Raw genomic sequence first — 17,444 nt, 5'->3', positions numbered from 1 at the left:
AGTGCAGAGTCTGCGTGTCCGTACCCACGGCGCACGTATGAAGGGCAGACTCTTGTCACTCTCCCGTTCGGCACGTCTGGCCGCCCTCACCACAGCGATGGCGTCCTTCTGTCTGATCGCAGCTGGTCCGGCGCCCGCACCGGGGTCCCCGGGAATCGGCGATCCGTACTTCCCCGAGTTGGGTAACGGCGGTTTCGACGCCTTGCACTACGGCCTCGATGTCGCCTACAACCCGGACACCGACCGGCTCGACGGCCGTACCACCCTCACGGCCCGCGCCACCCAGAACCTTTCTTCCTTCGACCTCGACCTGCAGAAGCTCACGGTCGCTTCGGTCGAGGTGAACGGCCGGAACGCGAGTTTCACCCGCTCCGGTGACGAGATACTCATCAACCCCGGGGGGACCCTGCGCAAGGGCCGCACGTTCGCCGTCACCGTGGTCTACGGCGGGGTGCCCCAGGCGCTCAGCGGACCCATCGTCTTCGGCTCCGACTACGGCTGGATGAAGACGACGGACGGCGTGTTCGTCGCCTGCGAACCCAACGCCGCGTCCACCTGGTTCCCTTCCAGTGACCACCCCTCCGACAAGGCCGCCTTCGACATCACGATCACGGCACCCAAGGGCCTGACCGGTGTCTCCAACGGCCGGCTGGTCTCCACCCGGACCCGGCACGGCTCGACCACCGCGCACTGGCGCGAGTCGAAGCAGATGGCCACCTACCTCGCCACCGCCTCCATCGGCAAGTTCGATGTGAAGACCGGCCGGACGCCCGGCGGAACCCCGATCTACGTGGCCATCGATCCGGTCCTCGCCAACAGCAACGCCGTCGACGTGTACGCGGTGACCGCCGAAGCCACCGACTACTGGTCCAAACTCTTCGGCCCTTACCCGTTCGAGGAGACGGGCGCGGTGGTCGACGACATGCCGCAGGCGGGCTTCTCGCTGGAGACCGAGTCCAAGCCCAGCTATTCGGCCGTACGCGACGAGTCGACCATCGTGCATGAGCTCGCCCATCAGTGGTTCGGCGACTCGGTCTCCGTCGAGCAGTGGAAGAACATCTGGCTCAACGAGGGCTTCGCCACCTACGCGCAGTGGCTGTGGGACGAGCACCGGGGCACCCGCTCCGCGCACGACGCCTTCCTGGCCGGCTACAACGCACGCCCCGCCACCTCCTCCTTCTGGCAGACCAAGGTCGCTGACCCGCAACGCGACACGATGTTCGCCTCGGCGGTCTACCAGCGCGGGGCGATGACCCTCCAGGCGCTCCGCGAGCGGATCGGCGACAAGGCGTTCTTCGAGCTGCTGCCGGCCTGGGCGAAGACGCATCGCTACGGGAATGCCAACACCGAGGAGTTCACCGCGCTCGCCGAGAAGGTGTCCGGGCAGCAGCTGGACGATCTCTTCGACAAGTGGCTCTACACCACGGGCAAGCCCGCACTCTGACCGCTGCCGCTGCCGGCCGTCGATTTCGGGAGCACTCGGCAGGTAGAACTGTCGAGTGCTCCACGAACTCTTCAACGCATCGGTCCAGCACTCCCTGGACCTCGCCGGCATCTTCGTCTTCGCGATCTCCGGCGCGCTGCTCGCCGTACGGAAGAACTTCGACGTCTTCGGCATCGTGGTGTTCGCCGAGGTCACATCGCTGGGCGGCGGCCTGTTCCGGGACATCGTCATTGGCGCGGTGCCGCCCGCCGCCTTCACCGACCTCGGCTATTTCACCACCCCGCTGTTCGCTGCAGTGCTGGTCTTCTTCCTGCATCCCGAGGTGGAGCGGATCCAGGTGGCGGTGAACGTCTTCGACGCGGCGGGTCTCGGGCTCTTCTGCGTGACGGGCACCACCAAGGCGTACGACTACGGACTCGGGCTCACCGCGTCCGCCGTGCTGGGCCTCGCCACCGCCGTCGGCGGCGGGGTGCTGCGTGACGTGCTCGCCAACGAGACGCCCTCACTGGTGCGCTGGGACCGTGACCTCTATGCGGTGCCCGCCATGGTGGGGGCGGCCATGGTCGCCCTGTTCATTCGCTTCGACATCCTGAACGGCGCCACCATCGGCCTGGCCGCGCTGACCTGCATCGCTGTCCGGCTGCTGGCGATGCGCTTCCACTGGAGGGCGCCCCGGGCCTGGAACCGTCGTTCCGCGACCCTCTCTACCGACGAGTAACTTCTCGGTGTACGGTGCTCCCATGGCAGAGGCAACCATCGGGGACAGCGAGTTCGACCGCGACACCGCAATCACCCTGCGCGAAGAAGGCGTCTACGACACGGAACTCTCCGCGGGCTGGACCATCTTCGGGGCGGTCAACGGCGGCTATCTGCTGGCCGTGGTCGGCCGCGCGCTCGCCGACGCCCTGCCGCACGGCGACCCGTTCTCCGTCTCGGCGCACTATCTGTCGGCATCCGACCCGGGCCCCGCGGTGATCCGCACCGAGACTGTGCGCAGCGGACGCACCCTTGCCACCGGCCAGGCCTCGCTCCTGCAGACTGCCGACGACGGCACCGAGGTCGAACGGATCCGGGTGCTCGCCACCTACGGCGACCTGGACGCCCTCTCCGACGAGGTGCACACCACGGCGAAGCCGCCGGCCATCCCGCCGATCGAGCACTGCCTGGGCGCCGAGGACAGCCCGGCGCCGCCGGTGGCCGGCACCGCGGCCATCACCGAACGGCTGCGGCTGAAGCTCGACCCGGCCACCTGCGGCTGGGCCGTCGGAGCACCGTCCGGGAAGGGCGAGATGCGGGCCTGGTTCGAGCTCGCGGACCACCGTGACGCGGACCCGCTGTCGCTGCTCCTGACGGTGGACGCGCTGCCGCCGACCGCATTCGAGCTCGGCATCAGGGGCTGGGTGCCGACGGTGGAGCTGACCGTCCACGTCCGGTGCCGGCCGGCACCGGGACCGCTCCGGGTGTCCATCACCACGCGGAATCCTGCCGGGGGATTCCTGGAGGAGGACGCGGAGGTCTGGGACAGCGCGGACCGGCTGGTCGCCCAGTCCCGCCAACTGGCCCTGGCTCCACGGGGGTAGCTGCCGACGGCAGACCCTCTCGGTCGTCCGGTGTCCGCGCCGGCTCAGTCCAGCCAGTGCCTGCGCCCCAGGCTGACCAGGCGCATCTGACGCCGGGCCGTGTCGCGGGCGCGTTCCGCCCGGCCGGGACCGGCCTCCTCCGCCTCGAGCAGCACGGACGCGGTCGTCACCATCTGATCCACATACAGGCTCGCCAGCATCAGCAGGTCGTCCTCGCTCCAGCCCTCGGATTGCGGCTCGCGGGCGAACGCGGCCGCCACCTCCTCCGCGAACAGCCGCAGTTGGGTACCTATGGCGTCCCGGACCGGCTGCACGCCGCCGTGCCGTTCACGGGCGATGAAGCGGATATGAGCCGGGCGCGTCCGCACCAGATCGGCGATGAGGTCGACGGTGGTGTGGATCCGGGTGGCACTGTCGCCGTTGTCCGCGAGGGTCGACGCGATCAGGCCGTGCAGCGAGTCCAGGGCCTCCTCGACCAGCGCGACACCGAGGTCTGCGGTGTCCCTGAAGTGGCGGTAGAAGGCCGTCGGGGCCACCCCCACGGCGCGGGTCACCTCGCGCAGCCCCAGGCTGGAGAGGCTCTGCTCCTCCAGTAGTCCGAGGGCCGAGTCGAGCAGGGCCCGGCGGGTCTTCTGTTTCTGGGCCTGGCGTATGCCGACGGTGTGACTCATGCCATTCAGTAAACAACCGTTCTCCGTCTGAGGGAAGCGTAGACTCAAAGTCAGTGAACAGTCGTACTTACAACCGTTCACTGAACCAGACGGAGCAACCGCCCTTGAAAGGTAGGACAGTGATGATCGCTCTCGCCGCGCTTCTCCTTCTGTTCGGAATCGTGCTGGGGGCCGTAGCCCATTTCCCCCTCTCCGTATCCCTCGTCGCCGCTGCCGTCATCGGTGGCTGGCTCGTCGTGTTCGCCGTCCGCGAGCGTTTCAGCAAGCTCAGCAAGTAAGGGAGCCGACCGCCATGGAAATCACCGCAACCGCAACCGCCCCGAGGCGCACCGGCAGCCGGGACGCCGACGGCATGTCCGTCGCCGCGTTCGTGCTCGGACTGCTCGGCCTGCTCGTGATGAACATCGTGCTCGGTCCGACCGCGATCGTGCTCGCCGCCATCGCCCTCTGGCGCGGCACCGCCCGTCGGGGTCGCGCGCTGCTCGGCATGGCACTCGGCGTGGCCGACCTGGTGGTCCTGGCCGTGCTGCTCACCGTCGGCGGCGGCGTGATCTGGAACTTCGGCTGACGAACGGCCTGCGGGAGCCGCGCGGCGAAGAGGTCGCACCCGGGCTCGTAGAATCGTGGTCACCATGGCTTATCTCGACCACGCTGCGACCACCCCGATGCTCCCGGAGGCGGTCGAGGCGATGACCGCCCAGCTCGCCGTCACCGGCAATGCCTCCTCGCTGCACGCCGCCGGACGACGGGCTCGGCGTACCGTCGAAGAAGCCCGTGAGGCCCTCGCCGAATCGCTCGGCGCGCGCCCCAGCGAAATCGTCTTCACCGGCGGTGGCACCGAAGCGGACAACCTCGCGGTCAAGGGCCTCTACTGGGCCCGCCGAGCCGCCGACGCCCGCCGGATCCGGGTGCTGGTCAGCCCCGTCGAGCACCATGCCGTGCTGGACGCCGTCGACTGGCTGGCCGAGCACGAGGGGGCCACCGTCGAATACCTGCCGGTCGACGGCTACGGCCGGGTGCGCCCCGGCTCCCTGCGTGCAGCGATCGAGCGGGACCCGACCGACGTCGCCCTGGCCACCGTGATGTGGGCCAACAACGAGATCGGCACCATCCTGCCGGTCCGTGAACTCGCCGACGTGGCCGCAGAGTTCGACATCCCCCTGCACGCCGACGCGGTGCAGGCCTACGGCCAGGTCCCGCTGGACTTCGCCGCATCGGGCCTGGCAGCGATGACCGTCTCCGGACACAAGATCGGCGGGCCGTACGGGGTGGGCGCCCTGTTGCTCGGCCGCGAGTACACCCCCGTACCCCTGCTGCACGGTGGCGGCCAGGAACGTCATGTGCGCTCGGGAACGCTCGATGTGCCCGCCATCGCCTCGTTCGCCGTCGCGGGGGCGCTGGCCGCCGAACGGCGTGAGGAGTTCGCCCGCGACATCGGCGGCTTGCGCGACGAGCTGATCGCCGCCGTGCGCGCCTCGGTTCCCGAGGCGATCCTCGGCGGCGACCCGGTCGACCGGCTCCCCGCCAACGCCCACTTCACCTTCCCCGGCTGCGAGGGCGACTCGCTGCTGCTGCTCCTGGACGCCCAGGGGATCGAGTGCTCGACGGGATCCGCCTGCACGGCCGGGGTGGCGCAGCCCAGCCACGTACTCCTCGCCACCGGCACGGACCCGGACCTCGCGCGGGGCACGCTGCGGTTCTCACTGGGGCACACCTCGACCAAGGCCGATGTGGAGGCGGTCGCCGAGGCGATCGGTCCGGCGGTTGCCCGAGCCCGCTCGGCGGGGCTCAGCTGACCGCCCGGGCCCCTACGGCCCCGGGTGGCCCCCCCGACACGGATTCCTCCCGCGCCGTCCGTACTCACGCCGGCGAAGCCGCCCGCACCAGCCGCAGATAGTGCCCCCAGTCCCAGTACCGCCCCGGATCGGTGTGGTCCGCCCCCGGTACTTCCGCATGCGCGATGATGTGTTTCCGGTCCACCGGAATCCCGTACCGCGCGCAGATCCCGGCTGTCAGCCGCGCCGACGACCGGTACATGGCGTCGGTGAAGGAAGCGGGCACGTCCACCCACCCCTCGTGTTCGATGCCGATGCTGCGCTCGTTGTAGTCACGGTTACCGGCGTGGAAGGCCACATCCAGCTCCCGGACGGTCTGCGCCACCTCTCCCTGTTTGCCGACCACATAGTGCGCGGACGCTCCGTGCGCCGGATCCCGGAACACCTTCAGCGCCACCGCGTAGCTGCCCTGGACGACATGGATCACCACCCGGTCGATGGGATAGTCGTCCGGCCGGTCGGCCCGTCGGTAGTTGGCGGGGGATGCCGCTGCCCACAGCGCGCCGGCGAAATCGACCGCGCCCTCCTCGCGGGGTTTCTCGTTTCCGGGCAGCCGCCACCAGATGTGTGCCAGTTCGCTCCTGGCCAGAGCCGCCGCACCGGCCGCCGCCCCCAGCCCGCCGACCAGCAGCGCCCGCCGACCGACCCGCCGGTCCGTTTCCCTGCTCGTGCCGCCCGTACTCCCCATGTGATCGTCAACGCATACTCACGAGCGTCCGGTTCCCTCATGCCCTTACGGCCTGGTGCGCGATAGGCGGCGGGTCTGCGACGCCGGCTACGGCACCTCGCCGCGTTGGCGAAACGCCCCAATAGCTCCGCTATGAGGGCGCTCCGCCGCCTTGCGATGCACCGCATCCGACGCCGCAGACTGATCCGCCGCCTATCGCGCACCAGGCCGTTACCCTGGTAGGGCTATGACTCAGACACCCCAGCGCCCTCTCCGCGTCCTCGCTGCCATGTCCGGGGGCGTGGACTCCGCAGTCGCCGCCGCCCGCGCCGCCGAAGCCGGGCACGATGTGACCGGTGTGCACCTGGCGCTCTCCGCCAATCCGCAGTCGTTCCGCACCGGCGCACGCGGCTGTTGCACCATCGAGGACTCGCGGGATGCCCGCAGGGCCGCTGACGTCATCGGCATCCCCTTCTACATCTGGGACCTGGCCGAGCGTTTCCGCGAGGACGTGGTGGACGACTTCGTCGCGGAGTACGAGGCGGGGCGCACCCCGAACCCGTGCCTGCGCTGCAACGAGAAGATCAAGTTCGCGGCGCTGCTGGACAAGGCACTGGCGCTCGGGTTCGACGCGGTGTGCACCGGTCACTACGCCACCGTCGTGGTGAACGAGGACGGCACCCGGGAGATGCACCGCGCCTCCGACATGGCCAAGGACCAGTCGTACGTCCTCGGCGTCCTGGACGAGCGCCAGCTCGCCCACGCCATGTTCCCGCTCGGCGACACCCTCACCACCAAGGACGAGATCCGCGCCGAGGCCGAGCGCCGTGGCCTGGCCGTCGCCAAGAAGCCCGACAGCCATGACATCTGCTTCATCGCGGACGGCGACACCCAGGGGTTCCTCGCCTCCCGTCTCGGCGGCAAGGCGGAGGGCGACATCGTCGACGAGTCCGGTACGAAGGTTGGCAACCACGACGGCGCCTTCGGCTTCACCATCGGCCAGCGCAAGGGCCTGCGCATCGGTCACCCGGCCCCGGACGGGAAGCCGCGCTACGTCCTCGACATCTCACCGGTGAACAACACCGTCACCGTCGGCCCCGTCGAGGCCCTGGACGTCACGTCGCTCACCGCGATCAAGCCCCGCTGGTGCGGAGACGCCCCGGCGGGCCCGGGAACGTACACCGCCCAGCTCCGTGCGCACGGCGGCGAGACGCCGGTCGCGGCCGAGCTGGTCGGCAACGAGCTGCGGGTCTCCTTCGACGAGCCGGTCCGGGGCGTCGCCCCCGGTCAGGCGATCGTGCTCTACGACGGCAGCCGCGTCGTCGGATCGGCCACGATCGCGACCACCGAACGGGTGGCGACCGCTCTCGCCTAGGCGATCTTCAGGGTTGGCCGGCACCAGGCCCGCTACTCAGTACGGGCCCCGGAGGGAGGGTCGGTCGTACGTGGGAGGCACCCCACGAGCGTTCGCCGACAGCGTGCGGGGTAACCACCGCGGGCCCGCCGGCGGCCTGTCGGAGCATGGTGTGAACGTTCCGGACGGAGCTGAACGCGTTGAGTATGCCGGAAAGCATTCTGGGCCGTGAGATCTTCGGTCCGCTCGGCGGGATGGTGGAAATCGGCGCGGTGGTCGCACAGGGGGCATGGACTCTGTCCGATGTCTCCGTGGGCGAATTCGTGGCACGACGCAGGGGAGAGCTGGACCAACTCCTGAGAGTCGTTCGGGACATCGGGGACTTCGCCCCGGCGACGATGGGCATCGTCGACGAGCTGGGATATGTGCGGGACCACGAGGTGACAGCACCTTCCTTGCTGCTGTGGTCGGGCGGCTATGAGAACGTCTCGCCGCGCCTTGGCGAGGCCGTTGCCGTGCGCCGGATGAGCCGCACGGGTGGTGATCTGCAAGTGACGAATTTCCTCCACGCACTCGTCAACGCCGCCATCGAAAGGGGGAGCCGGGAGTCGAGCAAGGCTCTGAACTGATTGCCGAGGCGCTGGGTAGCGGCGTGGCATTGCTGAGTCATGACGAGAATGCGGCAGAAAACGCTGTGCGGATGTGGCGTGCCGGCCACCTTTCCAGTCTTCTGCTGCCGAATTCCACGGCCTCCCATACTGCCAGGGTGAGTTTCAGGCAGTACGCCCATGCGTTGGACGACTTGCTCGGGTTGTGATGCCGCGATGCTCTCGCTCGGCGACACCCTCACCGCCGAGGGGCAGCCAGGCACTCTCGGCTTCAGTCTCGGACGGCAGGTCGCACCAGGTCCTCGACATCTCCACGGTGAACGCACCGGGACGCTCGGGCCGGCCGAGGAGCTGGACGTCACCGCACTCGCCGTGATCGCACCCCGCTGGAGCAGGGAGACCCCGGGGGCCGTTTGATCGGCGACGATCGCGCCCGCCGAGCGGGTGGCCGCGGCAGGCGCTCCTCGGGCCACCCGGGTCGCGCAGAAGCTTCAGACCACTTCGGTGTCGTAGAAGCAGAAGTGGTCCTTGATCTCGGCGACATCCGGCTTCGGCTCGGGGTACGCCCAGACCAGGTCGGTCGCGTCCGGCAGCGACCAGTACGAGGCGTCGCCCTTGAACGGGCAGTGGGTGTGGGTCTCGGAAGGCGTCAGCAGCTCGGTGCTCACATCTTCCGGCGGGAAGTAGTAGCGCACCGGCAGGCCGGTCTCGTGCAGCAGCAGGGGGCGCCGGCTCTCCGCGAGGATCCGGCCCTCGCGGACGACCCGTACATGGTCGGTGCCCTGCTCGATGGTGATGCGGTGTCCAGTCGTCATGTGTGGTTCAGCACCCACGGTCCGGAACTTCTTCCCGCTGCGGCGACCCCTACCGTGTACGCATGAACATCTGCGTCTTTCTCTCCGCTGCCGACCTCGACGAGCGCTATACCCGTCCCGCCCGTGAATTCGCCGAACTGCTCGGCAAGGGCGGCCACACCCTCGTCTGGGGCGGGTCCGAGAGCGGACTGATGAAAGTCGTCGCGGACGGGGTGCAGGAGGCGGGCGGGCGGCTCGTCGGGGTTTCGGTGGACTTTCTGGCCGCCAAGGCGCGTGCCGATGCCGACGAGATGGTGATCGCCGCCGATCTGGCCGAGCGCAAGGCACTTCTGCTGGCCAAGGCCGACGCCGTGGTGATCATGGTCGGTGGCACCGGGACCCTCGATGAGGCCACCGACATCCTGGAGCTGAAGAAGCACGGGAGGACCACCAAGCCGGTGGTGCTGCTCAACACGGCGGGCTTCTACGACGGGCTCAAGCAGCAGTTCCAGCGGATGGAGGACGAGGGCTTCCTGCCCGTGCCCCTCACCGACCTGGTCTTCTTCGCCGAAGACGGGGTGGCCGCACTGGCCTACCTGGAGGAGTCGCAGGGCGTGCAGTGAGGGTGTGCGGGAGAGGCGAGCGGTAATGCGACGATGGGGCCCATGGCAACTCATGTGATCACCGGTGCGGGTTCCGGCATCGGCGCGGCCGTCGCGCGCCGCCTCCACGAGCGCGGTGACGACCTCGTCATCGTGGCGCGCGACGCGGGACGCGCCAAGGAACTCGCCGGCCGGTACCCGGGGGCGGGCACGCTCGTCGCGGACCTGGCGAACCCGGACAGGATCTCCTGGGCCCTCGGCAAGCAGCCGCTGCCCGAACGAGTCGACTCGCTGCTGCACATCGCGGGCGTCGTCGACCTCTCGCCGGTCGCCGAACTCCGGCCCCCGACCTGGCACGCGCAGCTCAACACCAACCTGATCGCGCCCGCCGAACTGACCCGGCTGATGCTGCCGCAGCTCAGGATGGACCACGGCCAGGTGATCTTCGTGAACTCCGGCTCGGGGCTGAACGCGCACGCCGAGTGGGCCGCCTACGCCGCGTCCAAGCACGGCCTGAAGGCACTGGCCGACGCGCTGCGCCACGAGGAGCACGGAAACGGTGTGCGCGTGACGTCGGTGTACCCGGGGCGAACGGCCAGCCCGATGCAGGCCAAGGTGCACTCGCAGGAGGGCAAGGAATACCGCCCGGAGGGCCTGATCGACCCCGAGTCGGTCGCCACCACGATCCTGATGGCGCTGGACCTGCCGCGCGATGCGGAGGTCAACGACCTGACGGTGCGGCCGGGGCGCTGAGAGCTGTAAGGCTCAGTCGAAGAGCGCGAGTTCCGTTGACGACAGCGCTATGTCGTTCCAGCCGATCAGGACGACCCCGGACCCCACCCCCCGTATCGCGGGACTCTGCGTCCAGAAATCATCTTCGGTGAAGAGGGACTCCGGCAGTGGGGACCGGTGCAGCTCCCGGCCGGAGTGGGAGTCCAGCACGAGGAGCCGGCCGTCGCCGGGCAGGTGCTTGCGGCGCGCGTCGACCGGCGCCCTGCTCTGCACGACGTACACCCGGCCGTCTGCGATGCCCGGGTTGCCGAATTGGCGTCCCCCGTCGGCTTTCCGGGTCCAGATGACCTTGCTGCTGCCGTCGCTGTTCACTCGTCTGGCCATGAGGGACGTGCTGTCGTCGGTGTCGAGCAGGACCGTGTCATCGCCCATACCGCGGAGGGCCACCTCATTCGACAGTTGCGTCGAACGGCTCCGGGGCCGGTCGTCCGAAACATCGGTCACCACCAGCGAGCTCCGCACGGTGAGTGCGGCCAGCGTGTGATCATCCAGCCGCCCGTACCCGGTCACCGGGTCCGTGATGTGCCAGCGTATGCGTCCGGTGTCCCTGCCCAGCCCGAACAGGGTGCTGTCGCGCTCGCTCCCCTGGGAACAGCGAACTGCGTCGAACGCCAGCACGTCCTTGAGATAGATGGGGGCTCGGTCGTCCCATGAACGACAGCCTTTCGGCGGCGGCGCCGACCAAAGTCGTTCACCGTCGCGCACCGAGAGGCCGATCACGGAGTCCGGCCTGCCGAGAAGAACGGTTCCCTCGGTGTACCAGCTCCGGCTTTCGTTGCGGTCCGTCTCTCCCGGGACCTTCACATGCCAGCGGGGCTTCCCACTGCGCAGATCCACACCGACGACGACTCCGTCGCCGAACCACAGGACCGCGGTGTCCTCGGAGGCGGTCGCTGTGAGGAGTTCGGTGTCCTTGCGCGCGTAATGCCAGTAGCTCTTGTCGGTACGGAGACCGCGCGCGGTGAGCCCTCTGCCGGACATGTCCTTGTACAGGGACAGCCCTCCGGAAACCCACTCCGGAGTGGCGCTGAACCGGGTCGAGTGAGCGGGCCGCAGCGGCGCACTGCTGCCGAGCGCCGCCGGGAAGTCGCCGTGCGGCCCGCTCATCTGCTCGTGGTAGCGGGTGAGGTACGTGTAGGTCTGCCAGCCGCCGATGGCGAGGGCAAGCACGACCAGGACGGTGGTCAGTTTGATCCACTTGGCCCGGAACCAGGCCGCCGTGGCACGCGCCGACTCGGCCGGGGTGCGCCGGGGGACCACCCACGGCCGGTTCGTACGGGGCGGGACCTCGGTCTCCGCCTCGCTGTCGGCGGACTTCCATGTCCAGCCGTCACGTTTGTCGTTCATCGCTCTCCCCCGAGATGTTGATGCTCTGCGCGATGCTAGACCCGGTCACTGACAGTGCCCGGGGCGGCCCTCGTCCGCCGGGGCCGGCACCTCGTACCCTTCGTGGGTGAGCGAGAAGAGCAAGTTCAGCTGGGGCCCGGCCACCGGAATCGGTTCGATGCCGGGCGGCGACGCGCGGGAGGCCGCCAAGACGGTGGTCGGGTCGTTCGAGGACTTTCCGTATCTGGCCGAGCTGCCCGCACGCGGCCCGGGCGCCGACATGCTGGGGCGGACCATCGGGCTGCTCGTCGAGATGTACGCGCATGTGGAGCCCAGTGGCTGGCGCATCAGTGACCGGCCGGGCCGCGACACCCGGCGGGGGCGCTCGTGGCTCGGCGAGGACCTGGACGCGCTGGAGGAGTTCACCCAGGGGTACGAGGGGCCGCTGAAGGTACAGGCGGTGGGGCCCTGGACGCTGGCCGCTGGGCTCGAACTGCGGGGCGGCGAGGCCGTGCTCGGGGATACGGGGGCCCGCCGGGACCTCGCGGAATCGCTCGCCGAGGGGCTCCGCGGGCATCTCGCCGAGGTGCGCCGCCGGGTGCCGGGCGCGCAGGTGGTGCTGCAGCTGGACGAGCCGTCGCTCGTGGCGGTGCTGCGCGGGCAGATCAGGACGGCGAGCGGCTACCGGACCCACCGGGCCGTCGACCGGCAGATCGTCGAAGGCAGCCTGCGGGATCTGGTCGCGGTCAGCGAGGGACCGGTGATCGTGCACAGTTGCGCGCCGGACGTGCCGTTCGCACTGCTGCGGCGGGCGGGAGCGGCCGGTGTCTCGTTCGATTTCGGACTTCTCACCGAGCGTGATGAGGAGGGCATCGGTGAGGCGGTGGAGGGCGGCACCCAGCTCTTCGCCGGAGTCGTGCCCGGCACTGACACCGCATTGTCAGACCCTGCCGGTAGCGTCATGGGTGTCAGGACGCTGTGGCGCAGGCTGGGGCTGAAACCGGAGACTCTTGCGGAGTCCTTGGTCCTCACCCCCTCGTGCGGGCTGGCGGGCGCTTCGCCCGCCTACGCCCGGGCGGCGCTCGCCCACTGCGCCCGTGCGGCAAGGTCGCTCGCGGACAACCCTGAGTGACGGGCCGGCCTGACTGACGGGGCTGAGTTGTATCAACGGGAGGACGAGACGGTGGCTGTCGAACAGCAAGGTGCTGCGCCCGCGGAGGCACGGGAGAGTCACTCCCAGCTGGCCGAGCAGATCGAGGAGCACCGCTTCCGGTACTACGTGAAGGACCAGCCGGTCGTCAGCGACGCCGAGTTCGACACTCTGCTGCGCTCGCTGCAGGCCCTGGAGGAGGAGTACCCCGAGCTCCGGACCCCGGACTCGCCGACCCAGAAGGTGGCCGGGGCCTACGAGACGGAGTTCACGTCGGTCCAGCACCGGGACCGGATGCTGTCCCTGGACAACGCCTTCGACGAAGAGGAGCTGTCCACCTGGGCCGAACGGCTCGCCCGTGACGTCGGTTCCGCCAAGTACCACTTCCTCTGCGAGCTCAAGGTGGACGGTCTCGCCGTGAACCTCACCTATGAGAACGGCCGGCTGACCCGCGCGGCCACCCGGGGCGACGGCCGCACCGGCGAGGACATCACCCCCAACGTGCTGACGATCGCGGGCATCCCGCACCGGCTGAAGGGCGAGCGGATCCCCGCACTCGTCGAGATCCGCGGCGAGGTGTATTTCCCGATGGAGGCCTTCGAGGGTCTCAACGCCCGGCTGGTGGAGGCCGGTGACAAACCCTTCGCCAACCCGCGCAACGCCGCGGCCGGTTCCCTGCGGCAGAAGGACCCCAAGGTCACCGCCACCCGGCCGCTGCACATGGTGGTGCACGGCATCGGTGCCCGCGAGGGCTTCGACATCGACTGCCTCTCGCACGCGTATGAACTGCTGCACGCATGGGGTCTGCCGACCGCCAAGCACAACAAGGTCGTCGACGACCTGGCCGGCGCCCGGGACTTCATCGCCTACTTCGGCGAGAACCGGCACTCCGTGGAGCACGAGATCGACGGCGTCGTCATCAAGCTCGACGAGATCCCGCTCCAGGGGCGGCTCGGCTCCACCTCGCGGGCCCCGCGCTGGGCCATCGCCTGGAAGTACGCCCCCGAGGAGGTCAACACCAAGCTGCTGAACATCCGCGTCGGCGTGGGCCGCACCGGCAGAGTCACGCCGTATGCCCAGGTCGAACCGGTCACCGTGGCCGGCTCCGAGGTCGAATTCGCCACCCTGCACAACCAGGCCGTGGTGAAGGCCAAGGGTGTGCTGATCGGTGACACGGTGGTGCTCCGCAAGGCCGGAGATGTCATTCCGGAGATCCTCGGCCCGGTCGCCGATCTGCGGGACGGCAGCGAGCGGGAGTTCGTGATGCCGACCGAATGCCCCGAGTGCGGGACACCGCTGCGCCCGATGAAGGAGGGCGACATCGACCTGCGCTGTCCCAACTCCCGGGCCTGCCCCGCACAGTTGCGCGAGCGGCTGTTCTATCTCGCGGGCCGCAAAGCGCTGGACATCGAGAACTTCGGCTATGTGGCCGCCGCCGCGCTCACCCAGCCACTGGAGCCCGCCGAGCCACCGCTGCGGGATGAGAGCGAACTCTTCGACCTCACCATCGAGCAACTGCTTCCGATCAAGGCCTACGTACTCGACCAGGACAGCGGGCTGCCCAAGCGGGACCCGAAGACCGGCGAGGAGAAGATCGCAACCGTCTTCGCCAACCAGCAGGGCGAACCGAGGAAGAACGCCCTCGCGATGCTGGACAACATCGCGGCGGCCAAGGAGCGGCCGCTCGCCCGGTTCATCACGGGCCTCTCGATCCGTCATGTGGGGCCGGTCGCGGCCGAGGCGCTGGCCCGCGAATTCCGTTCGATCGAGCGGATCGAGCAGGCGACCGAGGAGGAGCTGGCCGCCGTCGAGGGGGTCGGACCGACCATCGCCGTCTCGCTCAAGCAGTGGTTCGAGGAGGAGTGGCACCGCGAGATCCTGCGCAAGTGGCGTGCCGCGGGGGCTCGGATGGAGGAGGAGGGCGCCAGCGAGGACCAAGGACCGAGGCCGCTCGACGGGCTGACCGTGGTGGTCACCGGGACCCTGGAGCACCACACCAGGGATGGCGCGAAAGAAGCGCTGCAGAGCCTCGGAGCGAAGGTCACCGGCTCCGTCTCCAAGAAGACCGCCTTCGTCGTGGTGGGTGACAGCCCCGGTTCCAAGTACGACAAGGCGATGCAGCTGAAGGTCCCCGTGCTCAACGAGGAGGGGTTTGCCGTGCTGCTCGAGCAGGGGCCGGACGCGGCTCGCGAAGCGGCGGTGCCACCGGCGGAGTAACCGGCCGGGCAACAGTTCAAGTTCACCCGTACGGCGCATAGCAGATGGTTACGGATGCCGGGGTCGCATTCGGGCAAGACCAGCAGAGCGCTGCCCGTGGGAGCTGTCCGCGGCCTACTGTTGAGGGGTGCGCCTGTCGTGCACGGCTGCGTGGTCAATTTCAGTCGTGGTGGCATGACAAAGGCCATCGCGTGGCACGGGCACCGCCGGCTGTGAGAGGGACGGGCATGAAACCGACCGAGAGGGCCGTTGCGGACTCAGGAATGCGCGGTTTCGCGCGGCTCGCCGCACCGTTGCCTGCCTTCCCCCTGGTGGTGGGCGCGGCCGCCGTCGTCCTGACGGGCGGTGTATACCACGCCCTGCGGGCAGGTAGCGCGCTGTTTCCGGACGGCGGGACGGGCTGGGCCCTTGCCGTGCTCACCGGCATCATCGTGGGCCATCTGGTCGCGCTCGGCCGCGACCGCTGGTGGGGCGGCACCGGATCCGGTGCGGCTCTCACCCTCGCGGTACTCCTGCTCTACGGCTGGCTGCCGGCCGCACTGGTCAGCCTGGCCGTCGTGGTACTGGTCGCCGGCGCCCGCAGCCATCGCTGGCGGCAGGGACTGCTGCACGGATCGTCCGACATCCTGGGAATCGGCGCCGCCGCACTCGTGCTCGCCGCCTTCGGCGAGACGCCGAGCGTGCGCGACCCCTGGCAGCCACTCGACTGGGGGATCGGTGCAGCATGCGAAATCGTGCTGGCCGCCGCCGTCTATCTCGCCGTGTCCAGGCTGCTGCTGCACATGCTGCTCGCGCCGCAGGGCGCCGGACTGCCGACGGTCTCCCGCCCGGCCCTGGCCAGACAGGGGCTGGTCGGCGTCGCACTGCTCGGTATCGCCCCGCTGATCTGCGTGGTGGCGATGACACTGCCGGTGCTGCTGCCGCTCTTCGCGGTACCCCTGATCGCGCTGGACTCCACCCTGTGGATCGCCAGGGCACGTGCGGAAGAGCAGTTGCGCGACCCCCTCACCGGACTGCCCAACCGCCAGTGGCTGCTGGAGCGGACCTGGTCCGCCCTGGAGGACGCGGAGCAGAGCGGGTTACGGTCCGCGCTGGTGCTGATCGACCTGGACCGGTTCCGCTCGGTCAATGACACGCTGGGCCATCTCGCGGGCGACCGGCTGCTGTTGCAGATCGCGGACCGGCTGCGGCTGGCGCTGCCCCGCGGGGCGGAGGCCGCGCGGCTGGGCGGTGACGAGTTCGCGGTGCTGCTGCCGGTGGCCGACTCGGCGACCAGCGTGATGCGGATCGCCCGCCACCTGGTGGCCGAGCTGGGCTCCCCGCTCGACCTCGACGGACTGACGCTGGTGCTCGAGGCGAGCGCCGGCGTCGCTGTCTTCCCCGACCACGCGCTGGACGCGGAGGGCTTGCTGCGCAGAGCCGACGTGGCGATGTACCAGGCCAAGCGCGACCGCACCGGCGTGGAGGTGTACGAGTACAAGCGCGACTCCAACACGCCCGACCGGCTCGGTCTGCTGGGCGACCTCAGGCGGGCACTGGACGCGGGTGAAGTGGAGCTCCACTACCAGCCGAAGGTCAGGTTCGACGGTCAGGTCGCGGGGCTCGAGGCGCTGGTCCGCTGGGTTCATCCGGAGCGCGGCAGTGTCCCCCCGGACGAGTTCATAGCCATCGCGGAGTCGTCCGGGCTGATGCCCCACCTGACGGAGTACGTACTGGAGACGGCGCTCGCCCAGGTCGCCATCTGGCGTGAGCAGGGACTGAAGGTTCCGGTCGCCGTCAACGTCTCGCCGCGTGATGTCCACACGCCCGGCTTCGCGGGCGCGGTGGCCGCCCGGCTGGCTCGGCACGGGGTACCCCCGGGAGCGCTGCAACTGGAGATAACCGAGCACGTCCTCCTCGAGGACCCGCAGCGAGCCGCCGACACACTGGCCGGCCTCACCGCACACGGGGTGAAGATGTCGCTGGACGACTTCGGCACCGGTTACTCCTCCCTGGTCCACCTGCGCCGGCTGCCGGTCAGTGAACTGAAGATCGATCGGTCGTTCGTGGCCCGGCTCGCCATCGACAACGAGGACGCCGAGATCGTCCGGTGCACGATCGACCTGGCGCACTCCCTGGGACTGGTCGTGGTGGCCGAGGGCGTGGAGGACGACGAGACCTGGGAGCGCCTGCGCGACCTGCGCTGCGATGCGGTGCAGGGCTGGCTGGTGGCCGCCGCGATGCCCCCGCAGGAGGCCACGGCATGGCTGTTGGCGCGCGGCTCGCAGGGGTGGCAGCGGCCGGTACGCCGGAAGGAGCTCGGGCCGGCTTCGGCACCCGGGCAGGTCGTGCTGCACAGCAGGTCGGAGCCGCTGTCGTAACGCGTGCCCCCGGCCAGGACACGGGAAATGGACGCGCAGCCCCG

18 protein-coding genes are annotated in these 17,444 nt (G+C 69.5%); 14 read left to right on the top strand and 4 right to left on the bottom strand.

What is annotated here, in order from left to right:
* Positions 1-52 precede the first annotated feature (52 nt).
* From AB0M87_RS01125 to AB0M87_RS01115, 3 genes are read left to right on the top strand one after another with little or no spacing between them, the layout of a single operon-like run.
* Complete coding sequence (locus AB0M87_RS01125) at positions 53-1,444, top strand: M1 family metallopeptidase (RefSeq protein WP_365849099.1); 1,392 nt, start codon at positions 53-55, stop codon at positions 1,442-1,444.
* A 55-nt stretch (positions 1,445-1,499) separates the two neighbouring features.
* Positions 1,500-2,162, top strand: a complete 663-nt coding sequence (locus AB0M87_RS01120; RefSeq protein ID WP_365849098.1) for a trimeric intracellular cation channel family protein — start codon at positions 1,500-1,502, stop codon at positions 2,160-2,162.
* A gap of 22 nt (positions 2,163-2,184) precedes the next feature.
* A complete protein-coding gene (locus tag AB0M87_RS01115) occupies positions 2,185-3,024 on the top strand; it encodes a thioesterase family protein (protein ID WP_365849097.1) in 840 nt (279 codons plus the stop codon).
* A gap of 44 nt (positions 3,025-3,068) precedes the next feature.
* On the opposite strand, the gene AB0M87_RS01110 is transcribed toward AB0M87_RS01115, so the two are convergent.
* Entirely contained in the window at positions 3,069-3,695 is a 627-nt protein-coding gene (locus tag AB0M87_RS01110) for a TetR family transcriptional regulator (RefSeq protein ID WP_365849095.1), read from the bottom strand.
* Positions 3,696-3,799: 104 nt separating this feature from the next.
* Between AB0M87_RS01110 and AB0M87_RS01105 the strand changes: the two genes are divergently transcribed.
* The 3 genes from AB0M87_RS01105 to AB0M87_RS01095 all read left to right on the top strand — a co-directional run bounded on the left by AB0M87_RS01105 (position 3,800) and on the right by AB0M87_RS01095 (position 5,491).
* Positions 3,800-3,973: a hypothetical protein gene (locus AB0M87_RS01105; protein WP_365849904.1), complete on the top strand. Its 174-nt coding sequence runs from the start codon at positions 3,800-3,802 to the stop codon at positions 3,971-3,973.
* Positions 3,974-3,987: 14 nt separating this feature from the next.
* Complete coding sequence (locus tag AB0M87_RS01100) at positions 3,988-4,263, top strand: DUF4190 domain-containing protein (protein ID WP_365849094.1); 276 nt, start codon at positions 3,988-3,990, stop codon at positions 4,261-4,263.
* 64 nt (positions 4,264-4,327) lie between these two features.
* On the top strand, positions 4,328-5,491 hold the full coding sequence (locus AB0M87_RS01095) for a cysteine desulfurase family protein (RefSeq protein ID WP_365849092.1): 1,164 nt from the start codon (positions 4,328-4,330) through the stop codon (positions 5,489-5,491).
* Between the two features lie 64 nt (positions 5,492-5,555).
* On the opposite strand, the gene AB0M87_RS01090 is transcribed toward AB0M87_RS01095, so the two are convergent.
* Positions 5,556-6,218 carry an N-acetylmuramoyl-L-alanine amidase gene (locus AB0M87_RS01090; RefSeq protein WP_365849090.1) on the bottom strand — a complete coding sequence of 221 codons (663 nt, stop codon included), beginning with the start codon at positions 6,216-6,218 and terminating at the stop codon, positions 5,556-5,558.
* Positions 6,219-6,444: 226 nt separating this feature from the next.
* On the opposite strand from AB0M87_RS01090, the gene mnmA reads away from it, so the two are divergent.
* The 3 genes from mnmA to AB0M87_RS01075 all read left to right on the top strand — a co-directional run bounded on the left by mnmA (position 6,445) and on the right by AB0M87_RS01075 (position 8,576).
* Positions 6,445-7,572 (top strand): tRNA 2-thiouridine(34) synthase MnmA, encoded by a 1,128-nt coding sequence (gene mnmA / locus AB0M87_RS01085; RefSeq protein ID WP_365849088.1) that lies wholly within the window; start codon positions 6,445-6,447, stop codon positions 7,570-7,572.
* Positions 7,573-7,751: 179 nt separating this feature from the next.
* Entirely contained in the window at positions 7,752-8,180 is a 429-nt protein-coding gene (locus tag AB0M87_RS01080; protein ID WP_365849087.1) for a hypothetical protein, read from the top strand.
* 195 nt (positions 8,181-8,375) lie between these two features.
* Positions 8,376-8,576 carry a hypothetical protein gene (locus tag AB0M87_RS01075; protein ID WP_365849085.1) on the top strand — a complete coding sequence of 67 codons (201 nt, stop codon included), beginning with the start codon at positions 8,376-8,378 and terminating at the stop codon, positions 8,574-8,576.
* Between the two features lie 74 nt (positions 8,577-8,650).
* On the opposite strand, the gene AB0M87_RS01070 is transcribed toward AB0M87_RS01075, so the two are convergent.
* On the bottom strand, positions 8,651-8,974 hold the full coding sequence (locus AB0M87_RS01070; RefSeq protein WP_365849084.1) for a DUF427 domain-containing protein: 324 nt from the start codon (positions 8,972-8,974) through the stop codon (positions 8,651-8,653).
* Positions 8,975-9,036: 62 nt separating this feature from the next.
* On the opposite strand from AB0M87_RS01070, the gene AB0M87_RS01065 reads away from it, so the two are divergent.
* Positions 9,037-9,576 carry a TIGR00730 family Rossman fold protein gene (locus tag AB0M87_RS01065; RefSeq protein WP_365849083.1) on the top strand — a complete coding sequence of 180 codons (540 nt, stop codon included), beginning with the start codon at positions 9,037-9,039 and terminating at the stop codon, positions 9,574-9,576.
* Positions 9,577-9,618: 42 nt separating this feature from the next.
* Positions 9,619-10,308: an SDR family oxidoreductase gene (locus AB0M87_RS01060; RefSeq protein WP_365849081.1), complete on the top strand. Its 690-nt coding sequence runs from the start codon at positions 9,619-9,621 to the stop codon at positions 10,306-10,308.
* A 12-nt stretch (positions 10,309-10,320) separates the two neighbouring features.
* Here the strand turns inward: AB0M87_RS01060 and AB0M87_RS01055 are convergent, their stop codons facing one another.
* Entirely contained in the window at positions 10,321-11,694 is a 1,374-nt protein-coding gene (locus AB0M87_RS01055) for a PQQ-binding-like beta-propeller repeat protein (RefSeq protein WP_365849079.1), read from the bottom strand.
* Positions 11,695-11,800: 106 nt separating this feature from the next.
* On the opposite strand from AB0M87_RS01055, the gene AB0M87_RS01050 reads away from it, so the two are divergent.
* From AB0M87_RS01050 to AB0M87_RS01040, 3 genes are all read left to right on the top strand, one after another.
* Positions 11,801-12,805 (top strand): methionine synthase, encoded by a 1,005-nt coding sequence (locus tag AB0M87_RS01050; RefSeq protein ID WP_365849077.1) that lies wholly within the window; start codon positions 11,801-11,803, stop codon positions 12,803-12,805.
* A gap of 51 nt (positions 12,806-12,856) precedes the next feature.
* The gene (gene ligA, locus AB0M87_RS01045) at positions 12,857-15,040 is read left to right on the top strand and encodes an NAD-dependent DNA ligase LigA (protein ID WP_365849075.1); all 2,184 of its coding nucleotides are present in this window, start codon (positions 12,857-12,859) and stop codon (positions 15,038-15,040) included.
* Between the two features lie 227 nt (positions 15,041-15,267).
* Positions 15,268-17,400, top strand: coding sequence for a bifunctional diguanylate cyclase/phosphodiesterase (locus AB0M87_RS01040; protein ID WP_365849074.1), 2,133 nt, complete (start codon positions 15,268-15,270; stop codon positions 17,398-17,400).
* Positions 17,401-17,444 lie beyond the last annotated feature (44 nt).

It is taken from the genome of Streptomyces sp. NPDC051320, assembly GCF_040682175.1.
GTDB lineage: Bacteria > Actinomycetota > Actinomycetes > Streptomycetales > Streptomycetaceae > Streptomyces.
The sequence above is the reverse complement of the archived record's forward strand: the minus strand, read 5'-3'. Positions and strand labels throughout refer to the sequence as shown.

What these genes read in the sequence shown, in the direction of transcription:
- AB0M87_RS01070 (WP_365849084.1), bottom strand. Translation starts at nt 8,974, where the DNA reads ATGACGACTGGACACCGCATCACCATCGAGCAGGGCACCGACCATGTA.
- AB0M87_RS01100 (WP_365849094.1), top strand. Translation starts at nt 3,988, where the DNA reads ATGGAAATCACCGCAACCGCAACCGCCCCGAGGCGCACCGGCAGCCGG.
- AB0M87_RS01095 (WP_365849092.1), top strand. Translation starts at nt 4,328, where the DNA reads ATGGCTTATCTCGACCACGCTGCGACCACCCCGATGCTCCCGGAGGCG.
- AB0M87_RS01060 (WP_365849081.1), top strand. Translation starts at nt 9,619, where the DNA reads ATGGCAACTCATGTGATCACCGGTGCGGGTTCCGGCATCGGCGCGGCC.
- AB0M87_RS01065 (WP_365849083.1), top strand. Translation starts at nt 9,037, where the DNA reads ATGAACATCTGCGTCTTTCTCTCCGCTGCCGACCTCGACGAGCGCTAT.
- AB0M87_RS01115 (WP_365849097.1), top strand. Translation starts at nt 2,185, where the DNA reads ATGGCAGAGGCAACCATCGGGGACAGCGAGTTCGACCGCGACACCGCA.
- AB0M87_RS01110 (WP_365849095.1), bottom strand. Translation starts at nt 3,695, where the DNA reads ATGAGTCACACCGTCGGCATACGCCAGGCCCAGAAACAGAAGACCCGC.
- AB0M87_RS01075 (WP_365849085.1), top strand. Translation starts at nt 8,376, where the DNA reads ATGCTCTCGCTCGGCGACACCCTCACCGCCGAGGGGCAGCCAGGCACT.
- mnmA (WP_365849088.1), top strand. Translation starts at nt 6,445, where the DNA reads ATGACTCAGACACCCCAGCGCCCTCTCCGCGTCCTCGCTGCCATGTCC.
- AB0M87_RS01040 (WP_365849074.1), top strand. Translation starts at nt 15,268, where the DNA reads ATGAAACCGACCGAGAGGGCCGTTGCGGACTCAGGAATGCGCGGTTTC.
- AB0M87_RS01055 (WP_365849079.1), bottom strand. Translation starts at nt 11,694, where the DNA reads ATGAACGACAAACGTGACGGCTGGACATGGAAGTCCGCCGACAGCGAG.
- AB0M87_RS01090 (WP_365849090.1), bottom strand. Translation starts at nt 6,218, where the DNA reads ATGGGGAGTACGGGCGGCACGAGCAGGGAAACGGACCGGCGGGTCGGT.